Source organism: Enterobacter sp. BIDMC 26, assembly GCF_000534435.1.
Lineage (GTDB): Bacteria > Pseudomonadota > Gammaproteobacteria > Enterobacterales > Enterobacteriaceae > Enterobacter > Enterobacter ludwigii.
Map to the genome: position 1 here is coordinate 543,169 of NZ_KI973182.1, position 22,131 is coordinate 565,299.

The following is a 22,131-nucleotide window of genomic DNA, read 5'->3' on the forward strand; positions in this document are numbered from 1 at the left end:
CCGACCTGCGTTGCGCAGGCCGGGTAAGTTCCCCTGCCAGACCTCACTTCGCTAACGCTTTCTCATTCTTCGCCCGCAGTTTCTTCGCCCGACTCTCCAGCACCAGATAACACACCGTTGCCAGCGCCAGCGGCAGGAAGTAATAGAGCATACGGTAGGCCAGCAGGGCGGCAATAATCGTACCCTGTGAAACATGCTCTCCGGCGAGCAGGGCGATAAATACCGCCTCCAGCACACCAATCCCCGCCGGGATATGCACGATCACGCCGGCAATGCTGCTGACCAGCAGCACGCCCAGCACAAAGAAGTAATTCACATCTGCACCAATGAGCATCCAGATAATCGCCCCCATCGCCATCCAGTTGGCGCTGGACACGGCCATCTGCAGGACCGCGAATTTCCACGAAGGCAGCACCAGTTTTTGCCCCTTGATGGTCATGTGTCGGCGTTTGGCAAAGGCGCAGGCCCAAAGATAGAGCGCAATGATGAGCAGTAATGCAAAGCCTAAAATCCGCAGCGTGGTTTCATCGATGTACCAGTGCGCAGGCAATTGCACCACGCCGATGGTGAAAATCACTCCGCCGAGCAGAATGTAACCCAGCCAGTTGGTGGTGATGCTGAGGGAAAAAATGCGCGTAATGGTCCCGCCCGGCAGGCCGAGGCGCGAGTATAGGCGATAGCGCATGCCGATCCCGCCCACCCAGGTACTCAATGTCAGGTTAAAGGCGTAGCAGATAAACGACACCAGCATGACCTGGCGCTTCGCAAGCTTATGGCCGCAGTAGGCGCGGCCCAGCAGGTCATAGCAGCCGTACATGAGGTAGCTTACAATCACCAGCCCCACCGCGCCCAGCAGCACCAGCCGGTTGTAGTTGCGGATAACTTTCCACACCTCTTCCCAGTCAACTTTCTGGGCGTAAACCACCAGCAGAACCGCGACGGCGATGAAAAACAGCCAGGTGAGGATCTTTTTAGCCAGCCGCCAGCGTGGATGTGATTTTGACATCAGGTTTTCCCTCCATCTTCCGCTTCAACGCGGTCCTGGGTTTCCATTTCAGGCTGGACAGGCGGATCCACCAGCGCAAGTTTTGGCGTGTGCGCCGGCAGCCAGCCCACCATCGCCGGGAAATGACGCAGGAAGTGGAACACCACCACGCTAATGCCCAGATTCCACCAGGTGCGTTTGGGCACCATGGATTCGTCCACGCGCACGCAGTCGTTCACGATCAACGCCTGCAGGTTATCCCTGAGAGTCTGGTTGAACTGGCGATCGTGGATGATCAGGTTAGCTTCAAGATTCAGTGACAAACTCAGCGGGTCGAGATTGCTGGAGCCCACGGTGGCCCAGTGATCGTCCATCAGGGCTACTTTGCCGTGCAGCGGCCGGCGGCGATATTCGTAAATTTGTACGCCACCTTTCACCAGATAGTTGTACAGCAACCGGGCACCGATTTTGACAATCTGCATGTCCGGCTCGCCCTGAACGATGAGCTTCACCCGCACGCCGCGTCGGGCCGCATTGCGCATGGCATGCAGCAGGCGATAGCCCGGAAAAAAGTAGGCGTTGGCGATAATCACTTCGCGCTTCGCATTCGCCAGCATCTTCAGGTAATGCCGCTCAATGTCGTCCCGGTGCTCACCGTTATCCCGCCAGACAAACAGCGCCTGCGCTTCACCGGGGTGACGGTTCTCTTCCGGGCGATGATGGCGGCGCTGCCACCAGCGCCGGGCAGCCTCTTTACCGGGCAGGTTTTCCAGCTCAAAGAGCAGGATATCCTGCACCACCGGTCCTTCAATGCGAATCGCGTAATCCTGCTTGGCTTCCGGGCCGTAATCGGACATATGTTCAGCGGAGTAGTTAATGCCGCCAACAAACGCTACCGTCTCATCCACCACCACAATTTTGCGGTGCATCCGGCGGAAAAGATTGGTACGCATGCCGAAAAGGCGAGGGCCAGGATCGTAATAACGGAACACGACGCCTGCCGAGGTGAGCTCATTGACGAACGCATCACTGAGGTCCGGTGAGCCATAGCCATCCAGCAGCACTTCGATTTTGACGCCACGCAGGGCAGCACGAAGCAGCACGCTGTGCAACTGCTTACCGACGTCGTCTTCGAACCAGATAAACGTTTCAAGGATCACTTTCTGCTTTGCGTGGTCAATCGCGTCAAACACCGCGGGGTAATATTCATCCCCGTTGACCAGCAGCGTGATCCGGTTGCCTTCCTGCCATGAACATTTCATAAGTGGATCTCCGCGCTGAGCGGCGCATGGTCGGAAAGATGTCGCCAGTTAAGTAACGCCAGTGCAGTCGGGCTGCTGGCATGGGCGTTTTTCACGTAGATTCTGTCGAGTCGCAAAAACGGGAACCGTACCGGAAAGGTGCGTGCAGGCCTGCCGTTTGCACGGGTGAAAATCTCCTCAAGTCCCGCATCAACCTTCAACGGATGGTTAGCCCGCTGCCGCCAGTCGTTGAAATCACCGGCCACGACCACGGGTTCACCTTCGGGCAGGGCATTGGTCCATTCGGCCAGCATTTTTAGCTGTGCCTGGCGATGGGCTTCGCGCAGGCCCAGATGAACACAGCCCACGTGCACCGGGAACGCCAGGTCCGGCGGGGCGATACGGCAGTAAAGCAGCCCGCGTTTTTCACTTTCACCCACAGAGACGTCGCGGTTCTCGTAATGTTCGATGGGAAAACGTGACAGCACCGCATTACCGTGATGCCCTTCCGGGTACACCGCGTTGCGCCCGTAGGCGTAATCACTCCACATGGTGTCGGCCAGGAATTCGTAGTGCGGGGTGTCCGGCCAGTTTTCAAAGTGAAGCGGATGCACTTCGTGCGCGCCCATGACTTCCTGAAGGCAGACAATGTCCGCGCTGACGGTGCGTACCGCATCGCGCAGCTCCGGTAAAATGAAGCGGCGGTTAAATGCTGTGAAGCCTTTATGAATGTTTATCGTCAGCACTTTAAGCGAGAAATGCTGCATTTTTTTGGTCATACGTTCCTTCCAGGGTGACTATCCCGATGAAAATAAAGTGTAGTAGGCGTCACAAAAAGATGCGGTGTTACGGAATTTTCCGTAAAGTGCGGTAGTCTGATTAAGCAGAGAAAAATCCTTCAGGAGAGAAGCCATGAAGTGGCAACAACGCGTTCGTGTCGCAACTGGCCTGAGTTGCTGGCAGATAATGTTGCATTTACTGGTCGTGGCCGTACTGGTGATGGGCTGGATGAGCGGCACGCTGGTGCGGGTCGGCTTAGGGCTATGCGTCCTCTATGGCGTCACCGTACTGTCGATGCTGTTTTTACAGCGCCACCACGAAGCACGCTGGCGTGAGGTGGGTGATGTGCTCGAAGAGCTCACCACCACCTGGTACTTTGGTGCGGCGATGATTGTGCTTTGGTTGCTGTCGCGTGTGCTGCAAAACAACCTGCTGCTGGCCCTGGCCGGTCTGGCAATCCTCGCAGGGCCTGCCGTGGTCTCGTTACTGACCAAAGAGAAAAAGCTACGCGATGTTTCGTCTAAACATCACGTACGCCACTGAGCCCGTCGTGGCCGCTATGATCAGTAGCGGCCACAAACTTCCCCAGACAATGTCCAGACTCGCATCCTTCAGATAGATCTGCTTGGTGATATCCGTGAAGTGCCGAATCGGGTTTATCCACGTCAAATCCTGTAACCATACCGGCATGTTCTCGACGGGCGAGACGTAACCCGAAAGCAAAATCGCCGGCATCATAAAGACGAACACGCCAATAAATGCCTGCTGCTGGGTAGAGCAGAGCGCGGAAATCAGCAGTCCAAACCCGACCAGCGACAGCCCGTAAATCACCATCGTGAAGTAGAACAGTGCCAGCGAACCGGCGAACGGGATCTGGTAGGCCCATATTCCCACGCCCAGCACGATGGTGGCCTGGAAGGTCGCGACAATCAGCGCCGGAACCGCTTTGCCGACGAAAATTTGCCATGTTGCGAGCGGGGAAACCAGCAGCTGATCGAGCGTCCCCTGTTCGCGCTCACGGGCGACGGAGAGCGACGTTACGATCATCACTCCGATGGTGGTGATCATGGCGATCAGCGATGGCACCACGAACCATTTGTAATCCAGATTCGGGTTATACCAGTTGCGCACCACCAGCTCGCTGTTGTTAGGTTTCGGTTTCCCGTCCATCAACTCCTGTTGGTAATCTTTCACCACCTGCTGAAGATAGTTGGCTGCAATCTGGGCGCTGTTGGAGTTGCGCCCGTCGAGGATTAACTGCATTGGTGCCGTCTGGAAGGTATCCAGGTTGCGGGAAAAATCGGCCGGAAAACGCACCAGCAATAACGCTTTTTGCGTATCGATGGTGGGCTGGATCTCCTGCGGGCTTTTCAGCAGCAGGATGTGGGTAAAAGCCTTCGCCCGGGCGAAACGCTGCGTCAATTCGACGGAATGTTTGCCATTATCTTCGTTGTAGATAGCAATGGTGGCGTTAGTCACCTCCAGCGTGGCGGCAAACGGGAAGAGCAACACCTGAAGCAACACCGGTAATACCAGAATGGCGCGCGTCTGCGGCTCGCGCAGCAGCGACTGCAGCTCTTTGCGTATCAATGTCCATAAACGGTGAAACATGTTCGCTCCTTAATCCAGACGCCGTTTGGTCTTTATCCACGTCAGCCCAATAAACATCGTCGCCGATGCCAGCAAAAACAGCGTGTTGATGATCAACACCACCGGAATATTCCCCGCCAGGAACAGGCTTTGCAGCGTACTCACGAAGTAGCGCGCCGGAATAATGTAGGTCACGGCACGGATCACGGCGGGCATGCTGTCTATCTGGAAAATAAACCCGGACAGCATAATCGACGGTAAAAAGGCGGCGTTCAGGGCCACCTGCGCGGCGTTGAACTGATTACGGGTGATGGTGGAGATAAGCAGCCCCATCCCGAGGGTGCTCAGTAAAAACAGACTGGTGATAAAGAACAGCACCACCAGCGATCCGCGGTACGGCACGCCGAGGATAAACACCGAGACCAGCATGCAGAGCAGCATCGCCAGCATGCCGAGGAAGTAGTAGGGGATAAGCTTACAGAGCAGCAGTTCAACCCGTGTGACCTCGGTAGACAGCAGCGCTTCCATGGTGCCGCGTTCCCACTCGCGGGCAATCACCAGCGAGGTCAAAATGGCGCCAATAACCGTCATGATGATGGTCACCGCACCCGGGATAATAAAATGCTGGCTAATGGCCGCAGGGTTAAACCAGTAGCGCGTCTGCACGTCGATCAGCGGTTCGAAGGTTTCCCCGCGATCTTCGGCACGCTGCATTTGCCACAGCTGCCAGATACCCTCCACATAGCCTTGTACAAAGTTCGCGGTGTTTGGCTCGCTGCCGTCGGTGATCACCTGCACCGGCGCACTGGCATCGGTGCGCGCCATGTTGGCGGCAAAATCCACCGGGATCACCACCAGCCCGCGTATCTTCCCGGCCTGCATCATCTGGATTAGCGCCTGCCGGTTGTCGCTGATGGTGGCGTCAATGTAAGGGGAGCCGGTCATGGTGTGGGTGAAATCAAGCGCCTCTTCGCTCTGCTGCTCCAGCAAAATCCCGACCCGCAGTTTGCTGGAGTCGAGGTTGATCCCGTAGCCAAAGATAAAGAGCAGCAGCAGGGGGATCACCACAGCGATCAGCCAGCTGCTGGGGTCACGCACGATCTGGCGCGTCTCTTTGATACACAACGCACGCACCCTGCGCCATGAAATGGCGTTATTGCGCATGGGCATTCTCCTTATCCCAGTCGTGGATGAGGGTAATAAACGCCTGTTCCATGGTCGGGTCCGGCACCTCGTCATCGGCGGCCTGTTCTTTCAGGTCGTCCGGCGTACCGTGGGCAATCAGCTTGCCGCGATACACCAGCCCGATGCGGTCGCAGTATTCCGCCTCATCCATAAAGTGGGTGGTTACCATGACCGTGACCCCTTTCTCCACCATGCTGTTAATATGCAGCCAGAACTCGCGGCGGGTGAGGGGGTCAACGCCGGAGGTCGGCTCATCGAGAAACAGGATATCGGGCTCATGCATTAATGAGCAGGCCAGCGCCAGCCGCTGCTTGAAACCGAGCGGCAGTTCGTCGGTGGCATGGGAAGCAATGCCCGTCAGGCCAAAGGCCTCGCTCATGCGGTGGATTTTCTCGTTCTGCGCGCGGCCCCGCAGGCCGTACACGCCGGAGAAAAAGCGCAGGTTCTGCTCGACCGTCAGGTTGCCATACAGCGAGAATTTTTGCGCCATATAGCCCAGATGCTGACGCGCCTTGCCGGAGCTGACCTTCAGGTCCATGTCGAGCACCAGCGCTTTCCCCGAGGTAGGTACCAGCAGGCCGCACATCATCTTAAAAGTGGTCGATTTCCCGGCGCCGTTTGGCCCGAGCAGGCCAAAAATCTCACCGCGTTTCACCGCGAAATTGACGTTATCGGTGGCGGCGAAATCCCCAAACTTTTTGGTGAGGGATTTGGCTTCAATCACCGTTTCACCCGGCGTGCCTTCAACCGTGTGCAGGATCGCGGCGAGGGGGGATTCTGATGTCCCTGCGCCGCCGAGCAGATCGATAAACGCATCTTCAAAGCGTGGCGCGGTCTCCTCCATCTCAATTTCAGGCATTCCCGGTGCACGGCGTATATCGTCCGCGGTCGCCTCTTTCGTGAGGATCACGCGCACCGAACGGCCCTGAATCATTCCGTCGCTGACCTGAGGCAGCTTTAGCACCCGCTGCAGCAGCTGACGGTTGGAGGCCTGGGCGCTGTGCAACAGGAAGCTGCGTCCAGCCATGCTCTGCGTCAGCGTGGTCGGCTCCCCCTGATAAAGCAGCTCACCTTCGTTCATCAGCAGAACGTCACGGCACTGTTCCGCTTCATCAAGGTACGAGGTGCTCCAGAGGATCAGCATCCCATCGCCGGCTAACTCATGCACCATCTGCCACAGCTCGCGGCGCGAAATCGGGTCGACGCCCACGCCGGGTTCATCGAGCAAGAGAACCTTCGGCTCGCCCACCAGCGTACAGGCCAGCCCCAGCTTCTGTTTCATCCCGCCGGAGAGCTTGCCCGCCAGCCGGTCGGTGAAGGGGCCAAGCGAGGTAAATTCCAGCAAACGGGCAAAGGTCTTCTGACGGGCTTCGCCAGTGACGCTGCGCAGGTCAGCATACAGATTGAGGTTTTCCATCACCGTCAGGTCTTCATACAGACCAAACTTCTGCGGCATATAGCCCAGCATGGCATGGAGCGCGCCATCGTCTTTAATCGGGTCGAGTCCGAGCACGCTGGCGGTTCCTTCATCGGGCTTTAACAAACCCGCCAGCATCCGCATCAGCGTCGTTTTGCCTGCGCCGTCCGGGCCAACCAGCCCGGTCACATAGCCTTTCTGAATGGTACAGTTCAGCGGGGCGACGGCAGGTTTTTCCATCCCCGCGAAGCGTTTGACCAGATTGTTGAGCTGAATAACCGCGTCATTCATGTCGTTCCCCGTCGCTGACTTTTACGGTGACAGGCATGCCCTGACGCAGCGCGTCGTCGGCATCGGTCACGATGATGCGCAGGCGATAAACCAGGTCGGTACGCAGATCCGGCGTTTCAACCGTTTTGGGCGTGAATTCAGCCGTCGGCGACACAAAGCCAACTTTGCCATGATACGGTTTATCCGGCCGACCGTCGGTGTAGAGCAGCAGCTCGCGGCCCGGCTGCATCTGGCCGAGGTTAGGCTCATCAATGTAGGCGCGCACCCATACCGGACGCGTCAGAGAAAGCGTCAGGACGGTGCTCCCCGCACTTAACATGCTGCCCGGCTCCACGGCGCGGGTCATCAGCGTGCCGTCAGACGGGGCAATGAGCGTGGTGTCGTGCAGATCCAGTTCCGCCTGCGCCAGCTGCGCCTGCGCCTGTTCCAGGCTGGCTTTTGCCTGCGCGATGTCCTGCGGGCGGTTACCGGTGTGGTACTGGCTTAATTTATCCTGGGCGGATTTCAGCGTCGCCTGGGCCTGGTCGCGGGAGGAGCGGGCGTTTTCCAGGTCGTTGGCAGAAATGGTGCGGCTTTTCCACAGGCCCTGCTGACGAGCATAGAAGTTTTGCGCGTAGTCATAGGCGGCCTGCGCCTGTTTGACCGCGGCGGCGGCCTGAGCAATCTCTTCGTCACGGTAGCCGGCCAGCATCAGGTCATATTGCGCCTGCGCCACGGAAACGCCTGCTTTCGCCTGCATCAGCGCGTTCTCGTACGGGGCCTTGTCGAGCATCCCCAGCATCTGACCGGTTTTGATGGTATCGCCTTCATCAACGGTGAGGGAGGCCAGGCGCCCCCCGACGCGGAAACTCATATTCACGGTGCGAATATCGACGTTACCGTACAGCGTCAGGCCTCTGTCCTGGTGACTTTGATACCACAGCCAGCCGCCGATACCTGCGGCAAGCAGAACAACGACCACCAGAATGATGGCGACAGGTTTTTTCATGACTTCAGGCTCCTTTGCGTTAAGCCTTGCAGGATCAGATCGAGATGACAGGTGATGACCTGGCTAATCTGCGCGGCTTTATCCTCATCAAATTGTGTCCAGCCGGTGCGTAACAGGATCGTTTCGCGCCCAAGACGGAAGGCGAGAATTTCACCCAGCAGGGCGTGGGTATGCAAAATAGTCTCGGTATCGTCGGCGTCTCGTCCGGTATAGGCCGCGATCAGCCGGGTCAGGTGCGTATGCATCGGGGCAATCACCTGATCGTGCACTCGCTGGTAAGCCGCCGTAGGGGAGAGCTGCTCACGGGAGATGAACTTACTCAGGCTCAGCGTCTCGTCGTGGGTCAGCAGGCGAATCATATTGTCGCAGGCGCTGATAATCAGCTGCCTGATGGCGGCGCGATCCGGCGACGGCTGGCTCAATAGCCCGCTGGCCTCTTCAACGTGTGGCCGAAAATGGTTACCGATAAAGTCGGCGATCCACTGGGCACAGGCGAGGTACAAATCCTCTTTTGAGCCAAAATAGTAGGTAATGGCCGCAATGTTTTGCCCGGCCTGCGCCGCGATGTCCCGCGTGGTGGCATGCAGACCATATTCGCCAAACTGCGCCAGCGCGGCGGCAATAAGCTGGTTTTTGGCCTGTTCACCTTTCGATGTCGTTGGGGTCGTATTCATGGCGGTTTTAAAAATTAATCAATCGATTGATTAACATTATGCCCGGTTGCCCTTTTTGTCCAGTGACCACACGGCGGGAAATCTTTCGTCAACGCAGCGCCGCGGGATATTTTATGCGCCACGTCACAAAACCTGCTACACTCCGCTGCTTCACGACATTGTGGTTTTTGTCCTTCCCTATTCGTTATATCTCCCTGAAAACTACACCTGTGATGGTCGGGGCGGTTCGGAGTTTTTATGTCTTTTGATTCCCTTGGCCTGAACCCTGAAATTTTGCGCGCTATCGCAGAGCAGGGCTACGTCGAGCCAACCCCAATCCAGCAGCAGGCTATTCCGGCCGTTCTGCAGGGCCGCGACCTGATGGCCAGCGCCCAGACCGGTACCGGTAAGACCGCGGGTTTTACCCTGCCGCTGTTAGAGTTGCTGGTAAAAAATCAGCCGCACGCCAAAGGACGTCGTCCGGTGCGTGCCCTGATCCTCACCCCAACGCGTGAGCTGGCGGCCCAGATTGGTGAGAACGTGCGTGAGTACAGCCGCTATCTCAACATTCGCTCGCTGGTGGTTTTCGGTGGAGTAAGCATTAACCCGCAGATGATGAAGCTGCGCGGTGGCGTGGACGTGCTGGTGGCAACGCCGGGTCGTCTGTTGGATCTTGAGCACCAGAATGCCCTGAAGCTTGATAGCATCGAAATCCTGGTGCTGGACGAAGCTGACCGCATGCTGGATATGGGCTTTATCCACGACATTCGTCGCGTGCTGGCTAAGCTGCCGCCGCGTCGTCAGAACCTGCTGTTCTCTGCCACCTTCTCTGATGAGATCAAGGCGCTGGCGGAAAAACTGCTGCATAACCCGCTGGAAGTGGAAGTGGCGCGCCGTAATACCGCCTCTGAGCAAATTACCCAGCACGTGCACTTCGTTGATAAAAAGCGTAAGCGGGAACTGCTCTCCCATATGATTGGTCAGGGCAACTGGCAGCAGGTGCTGGTCTTTACCCGTACCAAGCACGGCGCTAACCATCTGGCGGAACAGCTGAATAAAGACGGTATCCGCAGCGCGGCGATCCACGGCAACAAAAGCCAGGGGGCACGTACCCGCGCGCTGGCTGAATTTAAATCCGGTGACATTCGCGTCCTGGTTGCCACCGACATTGCTGCCCGTGGTCTGGATATTGAAGAGCTGCCGCACGTCGTAAACTACGAGCTGCCAAACGTACCGGAAGACTATGTTCACCGTATCGGTCGTACCGGTCGTGCGGCGGCAACCGGTGAAGCGCTTTCGCTGGTGTGTGTGGATGAACACAAACTGCTGCGTGATATCGAACGTCTGCTGAGAAAAGAGATCCCGCGCATCGAAACCCCGGGCTATGACGTGGACCCGTCCATCAAGGCGGAGCCTATTCAGAATGGCCGTCAGGGCGGCGGCGGTGGTCGTGGTCAGGGTGGCGGGGGGCGCAGTCAGCAGCCGCGTCGTTCTGAAGGCGGTGCACCGAAAGCCGCGGGCAAACCTCCGCGTCGTAATACAGAGGCTAAGCCAGGCGGTGAAAGCCCATGGCGTAGCGGCGAGGGGAAACCGGCAGGGGAAGGGCAGCGCCGACGCCGCCCGCGTAAACCTGCTAACCCGCAGTAATCTGGAAGCCCGGTCGTAAAGCCGGGCTTTTCTTTTGCGGCAGCGGAAAGAAAGTGCCACAATAGTGGCTGTTTATACAGTATTTCAGGTCCTCCGATGGCTTTAACCGCGGCGCTCAAAGCGCAAATTGGCGCCTGGTATAAGGCGCTACAACAGCAGATCCCCGATTTTATCCCCCGAGCGCCTCAGCGGCAGATGATTGCTGATGTGGCAAAAACGCTCTCCGGGGACGACGGACGACATCTGGCGATTGAAGCCCCGACGGGTGTCGGGAAAACCCTTTCGTATTTAATCCCGGGCATTGCCATTGCGCGGGAAGAGCAAAAAACGCTGGTGGTCAGCACCGCTAACGTGGCCCTGCAGGATCAAATCTTCAGCAAAGACCTGCCGCTGCTGCGCAAAATCATCCCTGAACTGCGATTTACAGCCGCCTTTGGCCGTGGGCGTTATGTGTGTCCGCGCAATCTCGCGGCTCTCGCCAGCAGTGAGCCCTCTCAGCAGGATCTGCTGGCCTTCCTGGATGATGAACTGACGCCGAACAACAAAGCGGAACAGGAGCAGTGCGCGAAGCTAAAAACCGAGCTCGACAGCTACAAGTGGGACGGCCTTCGCGATCACACCAGCCATGCCATCAGCGATGATTTGTGGCGCAGGCTCAGCACCGATAAAGCCAGTTGCCTTAACCGCAACTGCCACTACTACCGCGAGTGCCCGTTCTTTGTCGCACGGCGGGAGATTCAGGAAGCGGAGGTGGTTGTCGCTAACCACGCGCTGGTCATGGCCGCGCTGGAGAGTGAGGCCGTCCTGCCGGAGCCCAAAAACCTGCTGCTGGTGCTCGATGAAGGCCACCATTTGCCGGATGTGGCGCGGGATGCGCTGGAGATGAGCGCCGAAATCACCGCGCCGTGGTTCCGCCTGCAGCTGGATCTGTTCTGCAAGCTGGTGGCGACCTGTATGGAGCAGTTCCGCCCGAAAACCACGCCGCCGCTGGCGGTGCCCGAGCGGCTGAGCGAACATTGCGAAGCGGTCTACAGCCTTATTGCTTCCCTGAATAACATCCTCAATCTTTATCTCCCGGCGACCCAGGAAGCAGAGCATCGCTTTGCGATGGGAGAGCTGCCCGACGAGGTGATGGAGATCTGCCAGCAGCTGGCGAAGCACCTTGAAAAGCTGCGCGGGCTGGCGGAGATGTTCTTAAACGATCTCAGTGAGAAAACCGGTACCCACGACGTGGTGCGTTTGCACCGCATTCTGCTGCAGATGAACCGTGCGTTGGGCATGTTCGAAGCCCAGAGCAAGCTCTGGCGTCTGGCCTCGATGGCGCAGGCGTCCGGTGCGCCGGTCACCAAATGGGCAACCCGTGACGTGAAAGACGGGCAGGCGCACCTGTTTTTCCACTGCGTGGGGATTCGTGTTGCCGATCAGCTGGAAAAGCTTATCTGGCGCAGCGTGCCGCACGTGGTAGTGACTTCCGCGACGTTGCGTTCCCTGAACAGTTTCTCCCGTTTACAGGAGATGAGCGGGCTGAAAGAGAAAGCCGGCGATCGTTTTGTGGCGCTGGATTCGCCGTTTAACCACTGCGAACAGGGCAAGCTGGTCATTCCGCGCATGAAGTATGAGCCGCTTATCGACAACGAAGAACAGCACATTGCCGAAATGGCAGCGTATTTCCGCGAGCAGCTGGAGAGTGAAAAACATCCCGGCATGCTGGTCCTGTTTGCCAGTGGAAGGGCGATGCAGCGTTTTCTGGAGCACGTTACCGACCTGCGATTACTGTTGCTGGTGCAGGGCGATCAGCCCCGCTACCGGCTGGTAGAGCTGCACCGCAAACGCATTGATAACGGGGAACGTAGCGTGCTGATCGGGCTGCAGTCATTCGCGGAGGGGCTGGATCTGAAGGGGGATTACCTGACGCAGGTGCATATCCATAAAATCGCCTTCCCGCCCATCGACAGCCCGGTCGTCATCACCGAAGGTGAATGGCTCAAAAGCCTCAATCGCTATCCGTTCGAGGTCCAAAGCTTACCCGCGGCATCGTTTAATCTGATTCAGCAGGTGGGGCGTCTCATCCGTAGCCACAGCTGCTGGGGAGAGGTGGTGATTTATGACAAACGTCTGCTCACCAAAAATTACGGCCAGCGGTTACTCAACGCTCTGCCGGTTTTTCCGATTGAACAGCCGGACGTGCCCGACGTTAAAAAACGTCCGGCAAAACCTGCCGCCGGGCGGCGTAAAAGCGTCCGTACGAAGGGGCGCGGTTCTACTGGTAAGTAAAGGTCACCTGGACCACACTGTTAAACGTTCCGGCGGTGACGGGCAATGCGCTGGCATAATAGCGGGCAGCCAGAGGAAACGTTGCCGTGTGGTCCGCTGAGTTAACCGGAACGTTAAAGGCTGCCTGCGGGGCAATGAGTATATTGTCCTGGCGGTCTGCCAGTTCCAGAGCCAACCCTTTCGCACTGCCGATATTGGCGAATTTTGTCGGGTGCGTACTGTCGGCCTGACCATAGAAAAAGGCGGTCGCCAGCGCAAGTGTGGGAGGGCAATGTGAGACCGAGAGCGTAAAGTCTTTCCACGCGCCGGTATCGCCCACATTTTTAAAATCCCCTGATACCGCCTGGCCTAAATCCACCGTCAGGTTGCGGCTGGCGCTGTCAATAATGCAGGTGTTGGCGTAAATATTGCCTGTCATCTGGATCTGAATATCGTCCGCCTGTGCCCGGGCAATCAAGCCGAGAATCAGGATCGCAAGTGTCTTTTTCATGTTGGTCACTTATAAGCCAGAGTGATCGTCGCCACGGTATTGGCCGGCCCCGGTGTCACCACGTTGCTGACCTGTTCGTAACGAACCTCGAACGGTATTCGCAGGGTTTCGTTGGCGATGGCCTGGCTTCGGGTGCTGACATAGGTGTCAAAGGTGGCGAGATGGTCATCAAAGAGCATTCTCACGCCCACGCCGGTTGCCATGCCGTTCTGCTGAGTCAATTTGATCACCCCTTCGAATGCCGTTTCGTAGCCGTTTGCGCTGGTCACCTTTAGCTCAGGCTGGACGGTGCTGTCGCAATTAATCGTGACGTCAAAGTTTTGTGCAGGGCTGGATAGCAACCCGATACTGATAAAATCACTGACGGGAAAATCGCCCAGATTCACGGTGAGATTTTTAGGCAGGACAGAGCAGGTAACCGTTTCGAGATTCACATTGCCCGCATAGGAAATCGTATTGGGATCGCTGATGCCTTCATGCTGATAAACCCCGACACCAAATTTAGACTCCGCCTGAGAAAGCGAACCTGATTTGACCGTATTGCTCGTTTTCACCAGTTCCAGCGTGACATTAAAGTTAAAGGACTCAGAAATGTCGTTGGAGACATAACCCAGCGGCGTGCCGCTTGAGTTACAGTAAATTCCCCCGGCACCGGTAATTCGCTGGCCTTTGTCATTCATCAGCGCTACGCCAATTCCTTCCAGCCCTGATTCATACACCCCAGAAAGACCGGGGATCTCCAGACCTGCGCCGTAATAGCACGCAACAATCGGAAGCCCGAAGTCAGAAGGGTTATAGCAGTTGCCCGCCACGTGAACGGTCTGTTCGGTGCCTGGAATGGTGGCACCTACCGGCAACGTGCTCGAGACGGATACGGAGGCCACATTAATCTGTTTTGGCAGATCGGAGGAGGTACAGAGCGCGTTAGCATGTGGCATAAATAACGCGGCGGTTCCCAGGACCAGGAAGAAAAAGCACTGTTTAATCATTTGCATAATCGTTTGCCTGAACGGTGAATCAGTGGCACTGCGCAGCAGCGTTAAGGATGTTGGTTTTCTCTGTCTCATCCGTAAGGACGTAGTCGGCCTCGCAGTGCTCGCTCGCATCTTGTCCCCAGGTGACGGCGAGATGCCCTTGCTTTGGCAGGCCGGAGAGATAGGTCTGGCCGTCATTGCCGACAATAAATTCGCTGTCCTTATCCTCCGTTGTTACCGTCGCACCGAAGGGCAGCGGTTTACCGTTGTGCGTCAGCGTCATCAGGACGCGGCTGCCCACGCGGGTATTAAAGCTGGCGCGCACCACGGCCCCGCGTGTCGGGGTCACAACGTACGCTGCGTGCGTCACGTCGGCCTCGTCGGGTAGGGTTTCGGTATCCAGCGCAATGGTATTGTGGCGATAAGGGATAACAAACGGCACGACGGTATAGCCGCGGAAGTCGGTCTCAACGCCCGTCTGATTGGCGATATGCGTACCGTGTGTTCCCGGTGCTTTCACCAGCGCAATGGTCTCTCCGAGCGGCTGGCTCAGGGTTATCCCGTTGGCGTGCACGATCGCGCCACCCTGCAGCCCGACGTTTACGGTTTGCTGGTATTTATCCTGGCTTACCCCGCCACTCACTTCGCCATAGGTCGCTTTATAATCGGCGTTCATGCTGGTGGAGTTTCCGCTACCGGTGCTGCTCAGCCCCTCCTGAATATTCCAGTTGAGGTTGTCTCCCTTCAGCGCGGTACCGTTAAGGCCGATGTTCTGCGTCGTACCGTCTTTGGTGTTGTTGAGGTTGTAGGTGGCCCAGGTGTTATGCATCCAGCGATCCAGTGGAACGGAGACGTTTAACGAGAACTGGTTGTCGTTCATCACATCCTCACCGTTCGTATCGCTGTCCTGGGTGTTTTTGTTCATGCTGTAGCTCAGGCTGTAGCTGACGCCGTGCCAGCTGTTGTTGTAGCTGACGCTCATGGAGGTCATATCCTGGCTCTGGCTCCAGTAGGTCTCTTTGACCAGGCTCAGGGTGACAGAGCCCCAGCCCGCGGGCAGCGTCTGGTCGACGGTGGCTTCCGTTCGGGCACGTCGCTGCTGCGGCGCAGACCCGTTGTCTGAACGGGTGTAAGACTCCATCGTGTCTTCCAGGGTGTAAAACCCTTTGCTGTTGTAGCGATAGCCCGCCAGGGAGAAGTGAGTGCCCGAGGCGACAAAATCTTTGCTGTAGCGAACGCGCCAGGAGCGGCCTTTGCTGGCCTGCTGCTTTTTCAGCAGCGCTTTGGCGCGGGTGACATCAAGGGAGAAAGCACCCAAATCGCCCAGGTTTTTCCCGACGCCCAACGCCCGGGACTGATAATGGCGACTCTGCTGCGCACCACCGTAGGCGGTGAAACCCAATGGCATGCCGTAGATGGCGCTGCCCTCGGCAAACGGGGTTTGTTCGACGTCTTTGTCGTAAGACCGGTAACGCCCGGCAGTCACGCTGTAGCGGAGATTCTTTTCACGCTGCAGTACCGGGACCGAGGCGTAGGGCACGACAAAGTGACTTTCGCTGCCGTCGGTCTCTTTCACGGTGACCTGCAGATCGCCGCTGCTGCCGGTGGGATAGAGATCGTTAATTTCAAACGCACCGGGTGCGACCGTGTTCTGATAAATGACGTAACCGTTCTGACGAACCATCACCAGCGCATTGCTGTGGGCAGTGCCGCGAATAATCGGCGCATAGCCTTTTTCACTGTCCGGGAGCATGTCGGTATCGGATTTCAGCTCAACCCCGGTATAGGGCACGCTGTCGAAAACGTCCGACGGGGAGGTGCTTTGCCCGACGGTCATATCGCTTTTCATCGCCACGATATCGCGTTGAGCATAGGTGTAGACGGAGGAGAACCTGTGCTCTTCGTCGTTGCCCGTTGTGCTGCGATTCCACGTGGAATAATTGCGTATGCGCCAGGCGCCCACATTGAGGCCCGGGCGCAGGTTAACGTACTGGCTGCTGTTATCCTGCTCTCCCTGTACACGGGCATGGCTCTGGCTGGCGGTGGCGCTGTAGTTCAGCAGACCTGCGGTGATCCCTTCGTCGAACGTTTTCGGGTCGATATACCCGCGTGGGACCTGGCCCAGTGCCGTTTGTGGAATACTGAGCAACAGTTGCTGATGACGAACCTGAAACGTTGCGAATGCCGCGGGAATGGCGTTTATATCGGCGCACTGGCCTTTAGCCATCAGCGCGGGATACTGCCGGGTTTTGATCCCAAGGTTTTTTAGCTCATCCAGGCTAAAGCAGGGTTGAAGAGAATGATTGCCCTGAGCGTCTTTTATTAATTTGAACGTGACATCACGGGTATCAATTTTATTATTGTTGATGAAAATATTGACCTGATATTTCCCGGGGGCTTGTCCCGGTCCTTTTTCATAAACAGACAGGTCGGTTTTCCCCTGTTGAGGATTATCAATATCCAGTAATGCCGGGTTGAAATAATCATCAGCCATAACCTGCTGCGCAAAGATCGCCAGTGCCAGGCCACATAAAATGACCAGCATTGAAGAAAGGCGATGGATGAACGGCTTTTTATGGCTGTACATGATGATATTAATAGCCTGAGTGGGTGTTAATGAACGGATGCCGACCAGGTCTGACTGATGCTGCCGTAATCAGTAATAATGGAGTAGGTGACGGTCGACCCGCTGGCATTATCGGGTAAGGCAAAGTGCGTTTCCGTTTTGGGGACTGCCCAGGTGGCTTTATCCACTTTATGGCCGTTAAGCATCACCGTCTGGAAATTCATATAGAAAGGCGTCGGGTTATTCACAACCAGGTCGTGACCTTCACGATGCCACTGAAGCTTGTCCGCCACAGCCTCGGGTTTGCCTGTTATTGCTGACGGGCGATACAACAATTTAATGCGTGTATTAATGGCAATCTGCAGGGTATTTACCCCTTCGACGTGCTTTGACGAGGGAATAGCTTTGATATTAAGCCAGTAAAGAGATTCACGATCCTCGGGCAAATTTCCGCCGGTGCGCACGACACGCAGGACGTTATCCTCTTTCGCATCGAGACGAAACAGCGGTGGGGTGATCAGGAAGGGGGCTTTAGCCGGGTTTTTACCGCCAGAATCAACCCAGGACTGTACCAGATAATCCGTGGCATCTGGGTTTGAAAGACCCAGAGACGACTCCTTTTTGTCGCCCTGATAGACCAGGCGTGTGCCATTAATAACGACACCGGCATGGGAAGTGGCGGCTACCAGTAAAAGAGCACTCAGTAAATAACCGTGGCGCATAAAGGTATCTCAATAAAAGAAGAGATATTAACTCTCAGAACAGAGCTAATATCTCAGGATGGATAATATCAGTTATAAATAACGGTGAAGGTCGACACGGCGTTTGCCAGTCCTGCGGTGATTGCGGCCTGGGTCTGAATATAACGGGCTCCAAACTCCAGGTTATTGACCGCCGTACCGGAGGCTAACGGATATTGCTGAGAGGGCGTATACAAACTCACCGGTTGCTCAGACGCGTCCACCAGCTGAATAGCGACACCTATTGCAGCATCAACATCCGGCGTTAATGCAAGCGTAGTGTTGTTATCCGGATCCGGCGTGCCACCGAAGTTAATGGCGGCGGAAGTCACGGTCTCCGGGCAATTCTTTAATTGAATATCAAACTTGGTTAATGTGCTGGTTGATCCAGCCCCGGTAAATACCGTTTTAGACACTTTGCCTAACTGAACATTTAATGGATTACTTAACCCGTTCACTACCTGACAAGCAGAATCAATAATTTCACCGGTGAAGTTAATCTGACCTTCACCGTTTGTTGCCGCAAATGCGGATGCAGAACATCCTGCCGTTGCGGCGATAAATAAACCTATAGCAACCTTGTTCATAACAAATCCTGGTATGTTTCTGGTGAGAACGTTGCCTGGACGTTTTCACCGTTGACCTTAAATGATTTTCCGTTGGTTATTTAATCAGAAACGGGTGGGGTAAGAATCTTCAACGGCAATCACAAATAATTGAAATAGTGCTTGAGTTTCTTTTTTCATCATAAAAACAGAAGGATGATCCGGTTCAAAAACACTAACGGCCAGACGTTCTTCAGGGCTATATTGTTAACAAGAAGAAGCTGTCAGGAGAGATGTCGTGGATTATCGCAAAATTATCAAAGAGGTAGGACGAGGGAAAAATCATGCCCGCGATCTGGACCATGAAACCGCTCGTGCGCTCTATACGCATATGCTCAACGGTGACGTACCCGACCTTGAAATGGGCGGTATCCTGATAGCGCTGCGTATCAAAGGAGAAGGCGAAGCGGAGATGCGCGGCTTCTACGAAGCAATGCAGGCGCAGACCCTGCGCTTAAACGCGCCAGTGGCAAAACCGATGCCGATTGTGATCCCGAGCTACAACGGGGCACGCAAGCAGGCCAACCTGACGCCGCTGCTCGCTATTTTATTGCACAAGCTGGGCTTCCCGGTGGTGGTGCATGGCGTAAGCGAAGATCCAACCCGCGTGCTGACCGAAACGATTTTCGGCATGCTGGGTATCGAACCCACACGGCATGCCGGCCAGGCACAGGCGAAGCTTGATGGCCATCAGCCGGTTTATATCCCTGTCGGAGCACTCTGCCCCCCGCTGGAGAAGCAGCTTGATATGCGCTGGCGCATGGGCGTGCGTAACAGCGCGCATACGCTGGCGAAACTGGCTACGCCGTTTGGCGAAGACGCGGCGCTGCGTCTTTCCAGCGTCTCTCACCCGGAGTACGTGACGCGCGTGGGGAAATTCTTTGAAGACATAGGCGGCAGGGCCTTGTTGATGCACGGCACGGAAGGCGAGGTGTATGCTAACCCGCAGCGCTGCCCACAGATGATGCTGATTGATTCCGCTGGCACGCGCGCCATTCTCGAGCGAGGGGAAGAGCGCTCCGACGCGATCCTGCCTGACGCAAAAGATCCGCATACCACCGCCCACTGGATTGAGCAGTGCCTGGCCGGAAAGGTTCCGGTACCGCACGCGATCAAGTTGCAGATGGCCTGTTGCCTGCTGGCGACCGGTGAAGTTGAATCCGTAGAGGCAGGGATGGAACGCGTCGGGAAGACGTTTTAAGCCCAAAAAAAAGCCCGTCCAGTGGCGGACGGGCAAGCAAGGGTAACAACAACAGGGTCAATGAGGGTTGGAGCAGCTCACCAGAGGGTATGGCGAGGGTGGAGCATTCAGTCAATTACTTATAGATAACCGCAGTACCGCTCAGTTTGTTATTGGTGTTCGCGGAGGTGATGGTGTATCCGCTTGCACCGGCAGCAGCAGCTTTCTCAGCCAGTTTCGCTTCCAGACCGTCCAGAGTGGTCGCGCCTTCAGCACTTACCACACCGAGTTTGTTCATGCTCTGCGCCTGAGATGGAGACACAGGTTCTGCAGCAAAAGCGCCGAAAGACAGAGCGGACAGGGCAACAGCAGCAACAGCATATTTGATGGTTTTCATAATTAATCTCTCGCAGGTGATTCTGTTAAGGGGACGATGTTCCGTCGATGTGATAAGTATCACGTTTTTTTATGCGAGAGAAAATCGAAGAGAATTGACGTGGTTGCTCAAAAAAATTGAATGACAAATAACTTATTGAATATTAATAAATTCAGAGGACGACTTTACACTTCTTGTAGCTGCGCTTTACAGAAGCGACGAGAAGGGCACATTTTGCTACGCGGTTCGCAAAAAACCGTGAGCGTAAAGGTAACCGCTTGCGCCGTTAACTTCGGTAAAGGAAAGTCAACGTAGCTGGCTGTCTTTCGATCCTCTGCGATTATATCCTGAGTGTGCGCTATTTTTCGAATCTTTCTCCTGCTGGCAGGCGATGCATAACCGTACGCCCGGTATGGCTTTGCGCCGCGCTTCCGGGATCACTTCTCCGCACTCTTCACATTCATAGAGACTTTCACCGCGCGGAATTTCACCGCGAGCGCGCGCAACCGCATCTTCAATTGTACTGTTGATTTGTTCGTTAACGGCGTCATCATTCGCCCAACCGGAAGCCATGGTTTACTCCTGGGATCTGTTAAGCCCTGTTTTTACTATGGGGTGAAAAAACGTGCAGTCAAGGCAGAGAGGAACTGCATCTGTCAGGCAGATGCAGTTTGTTTATAGAAAGAGACCTTATTTATAAATGGTCGCCGTGCCATACATATGGTTATCCCCGCCCGCGGCGTTAACCACGAAACCTTTAGCCCCTTCCTGGCGGGCTTTTTCGGCGAGTTTATTCTGGAGATCGTCAAGGTTACTTGCGCGGCTTACCGAGACGGTGCCCGCAGGCTTGAGCTGGCTGGTATCTGTATTGTCGGTCAATGACTGTACCGCCATGGCAGAGAATGACGCGGTAGCCAGTGCACCCGCGAGAACAACAAGGGTCAGGTATTTTTTCATAATCACATCCTCATGAGGAAACAACAGGTGATTCCCTTTAAGTTTAGAAGCCTGGCGAGTGTGATTTAGCGCAAAAATTTGATGATGATCTGCTTATTTTTTGAACGATATAAACTGACGTTTTACTGACAGATCATAGACATAAAGGTGTTTGATTTATGACGGGTTTTTGAGCGTCGCAGAGAAATATTTACCGTTGAGCCTGCAAAGGGTATCTTACGCCGCTGTTTAAAGGAGAAAGCCATGACTTCCCAAAAGCCGGGATTGCACCCACGAAATCGCCATCGTAACCGCTATGACATGAATGCGTTATGTCAGAGCTGTCCTTCGCTGCAGGACTACATTGTGCAGACACCTGCCGGTGAACCTTCGGTCAACTTTGCCGATCCGCAGGCGGTTAAAATGCTCAATAAAGCCCTGCTGGCACGCTATTACGGTGTGGCGCACTGGGATATTCCGGAAGGCTTTCTCTGCCCACCCGTGCCGGGGCGGGCCGATTATCTCCACCATCTTGCCGATCTTCTCGCTGACGATCGCAACGGTGTCATCCCTGAGCAAGCATCCGTGCTTGATATCGGTACCGGGGCGAACCTGATTTATCCGTTGATTGGCGTTCATGAATATCACTGGCGCTTTACCGGCAGTGAAATCGGTAATGAGGCGTTTTCCAGCGCACAGGCGATTATCAACGCCAACCCTGGGTTAAGCCGGTCTGTCCGCTTGCGTCGGCAGAAAGATGCCGCATCGATCTTCAACGGGATTATCCACAAGAACGAAAGCTACGATGCCACCCTGTGTAACCCACCGTTCCATGACTCCGCGGCCACCGCCCGTGCGGGCAGCGAGCGCAAACGCCGCAATCTCGGTCAGGCGGAAGATGCCGCGCTGAACTTTGGGGGGCAGCAACAGGAACTGTGGTGCGAAGGGGGAGAAGTGGCATTCATCCTGCGAATGATTGAGGAAAGTAAAGTATTTGGCCGTCAGGTTAAATGGTTCACGACGCTGGTATCCCGTGGGGATAACCTGCCACCCCTCTACCGTGCACTGACCGATGTGGGTGCCGTTAACGTGGTGAAAAAAGAGATGGCGCAAGGCCAGAAGCAGAGCCGCTTTATCGCCTGGTCATTTATGGACGCTAACAAGCGCAGTAAATAACCCACAGGCAGGCCGGGTAAGGCGACGCCGTTACCCG

21 protein-coding genes are annotated in these 22,131 nt (G+C 55.8%); 5 read left to right on the forward strand and 16 right to left on the reverse strand.

Features of this window, described 5'->3' with window-relative positions; translation table 11 throughout:
• Positions 1-43 precede the first annotated feature (43 nt).
• Genes L462_RS20670 through L462_RS20660 form a run of 3 tightly spaced genes read right to left on the reverse strand, consistent with a single transcriptional unit; the run spans position 44 to position 3,005 of the window.
• Positions 44-1,006: a lysylphosphatidylglycerol synthase domain-containing protein gene (locus tag L462_RS20670; protein WP_032677722.1), complete on the reverse strand. Its 963-nt coding sequence runs from the start codon at positions 1,004-1,006 to the stop codon at positions 44-46.
• Entirely contained in the window at positions 1,006-2,247 is a 1,242-nt protein-coding gene (gene clsB, locus L462_RS20665) for a cardiolipin synthase ClsB (RefSeq protein WP_014169228.1), read from the reverse strand. Before clsB ends, L462_RS20670 begins: the two co-directional genes overlap by 1 nt.
• The gene (locus L462_RS20660; protein WP_014169229.1) at positions 2,244-3,005 is read right to left on the reverse strand and encodes an endonuclease/exonuclease/phosphatase family protein; all 762 of its coding nucleotides are present in this window, start codon (positions 3,003-3,005) and stop codon (positions 2,244-2,246) included. The genes clsB and L462_RS20660 overlap by 4 nt, the downstream gene beginning before the upstream one ends.
• Positions 3,006-3,138: 133 nt before the next feature.
• On the opposite strand from L462_RS20660, the gene L462_RS20655 reads away from it, so the two are divergent.
• Positions 3,139-3,549: a YbhQ family protein gene (locus tag L462_RS20655; RefSeq protein ID WP_014169230.1), complete on the forward strand. Its 411-nt coding sequence runs from the start codon at positions 3,139-3,141 to the stop codon at positions 3,547-3,549.
• Here the strand turns inward: L462_RS20655 and L462_RS20650 are convergent.
• Genes L462_RS20650 through cecR form a run of 5 tightly spaced genes read right to left on the reverse strand, consistent with a single transcriptional unit; the run spans position 3,511 to position 9,151 of the window.
• A complete protein-coding gene (locus L462_RS20650; RefSeq protein WP_014169231.1) occupies positions 3,511-4,617 on the reverse strand; it encodes an ABC transporter permease in 1,107 nt (368 codons plus the stop codon). The two genes, L462_RS20655 and L462_RS20650, sit on opposite strands and share 39 nt — an antisense overlap.
• Before the next feature lie 9 nt (positions 4,618-4,626).
• A complete protein-coding gene (locus tag L462_RS20645) occupies positions 4,627-5,760 on the reverse strand; it encodes an ABC transporter permease (protein WP_020884927.1) in 1,134 nt (377 codons plus the stop codon).
• The gene (locus L462_RS20640) at positions 5,750-7,489 is read right to left on the reverse strand and encodes an ATP-binding cassette domain-containing protein (RefSeq protein ID WP_014169233.1); all 1,740 of its coding nucleotides are present in this window, start codon (positions 7,487-7,489) and stop codon (positions 5,750-5,752) included. Before L462_RS20640 ends, L462_RS20645 begins: the two co-directional genes overlap by 11 nt.
• Positions 7,482-8,477, reverse strand: coding sequence for a secretion protein HlyD (gene hlyD, locus L462_RS20635; RefSeq protein ID WP_014169234.1), 996 nt, complete (start codon positions 8,475-8,477; stop codon positions 7,482-7,484). Before hlyD ends, L462_RS20640 begins: the two co-directional genes overlap by 8 nt.
• The gene (gene cecR, locus L462_RS20630; protein ID WP_014169235.1) at positions 8,474-9,151 is read right to left on the reverse strand and encodes a transcriptional regulator CecR; all 678 of its coding nucleotides are present in this window, start codon (positions 9,149-9,151) and stop codon (positions 8,474-8,476) included. The genes hlyD and cecR overlap by 4 nt, the downstream gene beginning before the upstream one ends.
• A 237-nt stretch (positions 9,152-9,388) precedes the next feature.
• Between cecR and rhlE the strand changes: the two genes are divergently transcribed.
• Both rhlE and dinG read left to right on the forward strand, forming a co-directional pair.
• Entirely contained in the window at positions 9,389-10,777 is a 1,389-nt protein-coding gene (gene rhlE, locus L462_RS20625) for an ATP-dependent RNA helicase RhlE (RefSeq protein ID WP_020884924.1), read from the forward strand.
• Positions 10,778-10,873: 96 nt separating this feature from the next.
• Positions 10,874-13,051, forward strand: a complete 2,178-nt coding sequence (dinG, locus tag L462_RS20620) for an ATP-dependent DNA helicase DinG (protein ID WP_032677724.1) — start codon at positions 10,874-10,876, stop codon at positions 13,049-13,051.
• Here dinG and L462_RS20615 read toward each other — a convergent pair.
• The 5 genes from L462_RS20615 to L462_RS20595 form a co-directional block, all read right to left on the reverse strand.
• Positions 13,038-13,541: a fimbrial protein gene (locus tag L462_RS20615; RefSeq protein WP_025204629.1), complete on the reverse strand. Its 504-nt coding sequence runs from the start codon at positions 13,539-13,541 to the stop codon at positions 13,038-13,040. The genes dinG and L462_RS20615 overlap by 14 nt on opposite strands.
• 5 nt (positions 13,542-13,546) lie before the next feature.
• On the reverse strand, positions 13,547-14,536 hold the full coding sequence (locus tag L462_RS20610; RefSeq protein ID WP_020884921.1) for a fimbrial protein: 990 nt from the start codon (positions 14,534-14,536) through the stop codon (positions 13,547-13,549).
• A gap of 22 nt (positions 14,537-14,558) precedes the next feature.
• Entirely contained in the window at positions 14,559-17,102 is a 2,544-nt protein-coding gene (locus tag L462_RS20605; RefSeq protein WP_032677725.1) for a fimbria/pilus outer membrane usher protein, read from the reverse strand.
• A gap of 26 nt (positions 17,103-17,128) precedes the next feature.
• Complete coding sequence (locus L462_RS20600) at positions 17,129-17,803, reverse strand: fimbrial biogenesis chaperone (RefSeq protein WP_032677726.1); 675 nt, start codon at positions 17,801-17,803, stop codon at positions 17,129-17,131.
• 68 nt (positions 17,804-17,871) lie between these two features.
• Positions 17,872-18,408: a fimbrial protein gene (locus L462_RS20595; RefSeq protein ID WP_032677727.1), complete on the reverse strand. Its 537-nt coding sequence runs from the start codon at positions 18,406-18,408 to the stop codon at positions 17,872-17,874.
• Between the two features lie 256 nt (positions 18,409-18,664).
• Here L462_RS20595 and ybiB point away from each other — a divergent pair, with 256 nt between their 5' ends.
• Positions 18,665-19,627 carry a DNA-binding protein YbiB gene (ybiB, locus tag L462_RS20590; RefSeq protein WP_032677728.1) on the forward strand — a complete coding sequence of 321 codons (963 nt, stop codon included), beginning with the start codon at positions 18,665-18,667 and terminating at the stop codon, positions 19,625-19,627.
• A gap of 115 nt (positions 19,628-19,742) precedes the next feature.
• Here ybiB and ybiJ read toward each other — a convergent pair whose 3' ends face one another.
• From ybiJ to mcbA, 3 genes are all read right to left on the reverse strand, one after another.
• Positions 19,743-20,003 carry a DUF1471 family protein YbiJ gene (ybiJ, locus tag L462_RS20585; RefSeq protein ID WP_020884917.1) on the reverse strand — a complete coding sequence of 87 codons (261 nt, stop codon included), beginning with the start codon at positions 20,001-20,003 and terminating at the stop codon, positions 19,743-19,745.
• A gap of 285 nt (positions 20,004-20,288) precedes the next feature.
• Positions 20,289-20,555 (reverse strand): DksA/TraR family C4-type zinc finger protein, encoded by a 267-nt coding sequence (locus L462_RS20580; protein ID WP_014169247.1) that lies wholly within the window; start codon positions 20,553-20,555, stop codon positions 20,289-20,291.
• Positions 20,556-20,672: 117 nt separating this feature from the next.
• On the reverse strand, positions 20,673-20,939 hold the full coding sequence (gene mcbA, locus L462_RS20575) for a DUF1471 family periplasmic protein McbA (RefSeq protein WP_032677729.1): 267 nt from the start codon (positions 20,937-20,939) through the stop codon (positions 20,673-20,675).
• Between the two features lie 243 nt (positions 20,940-21,182).
• On the opposite strand from mcbA, the gene rlmF reads away from it, so the two are divergent.
• On the forward strand, positions 21,183-22,094 hold the full coding sequence (gene rlmF / locus L462_RS20570) for a 23S rRNA (adenine(1618)-N(6))-methyltransferase RlmF (protein WP_032677730.1): 912 nt from the start codon (positions 21,183-21,185) through the stop codon (positions 22,092-22,094).
• Positions 22,095-22,131: the final 37 nt, after the last annotated feature.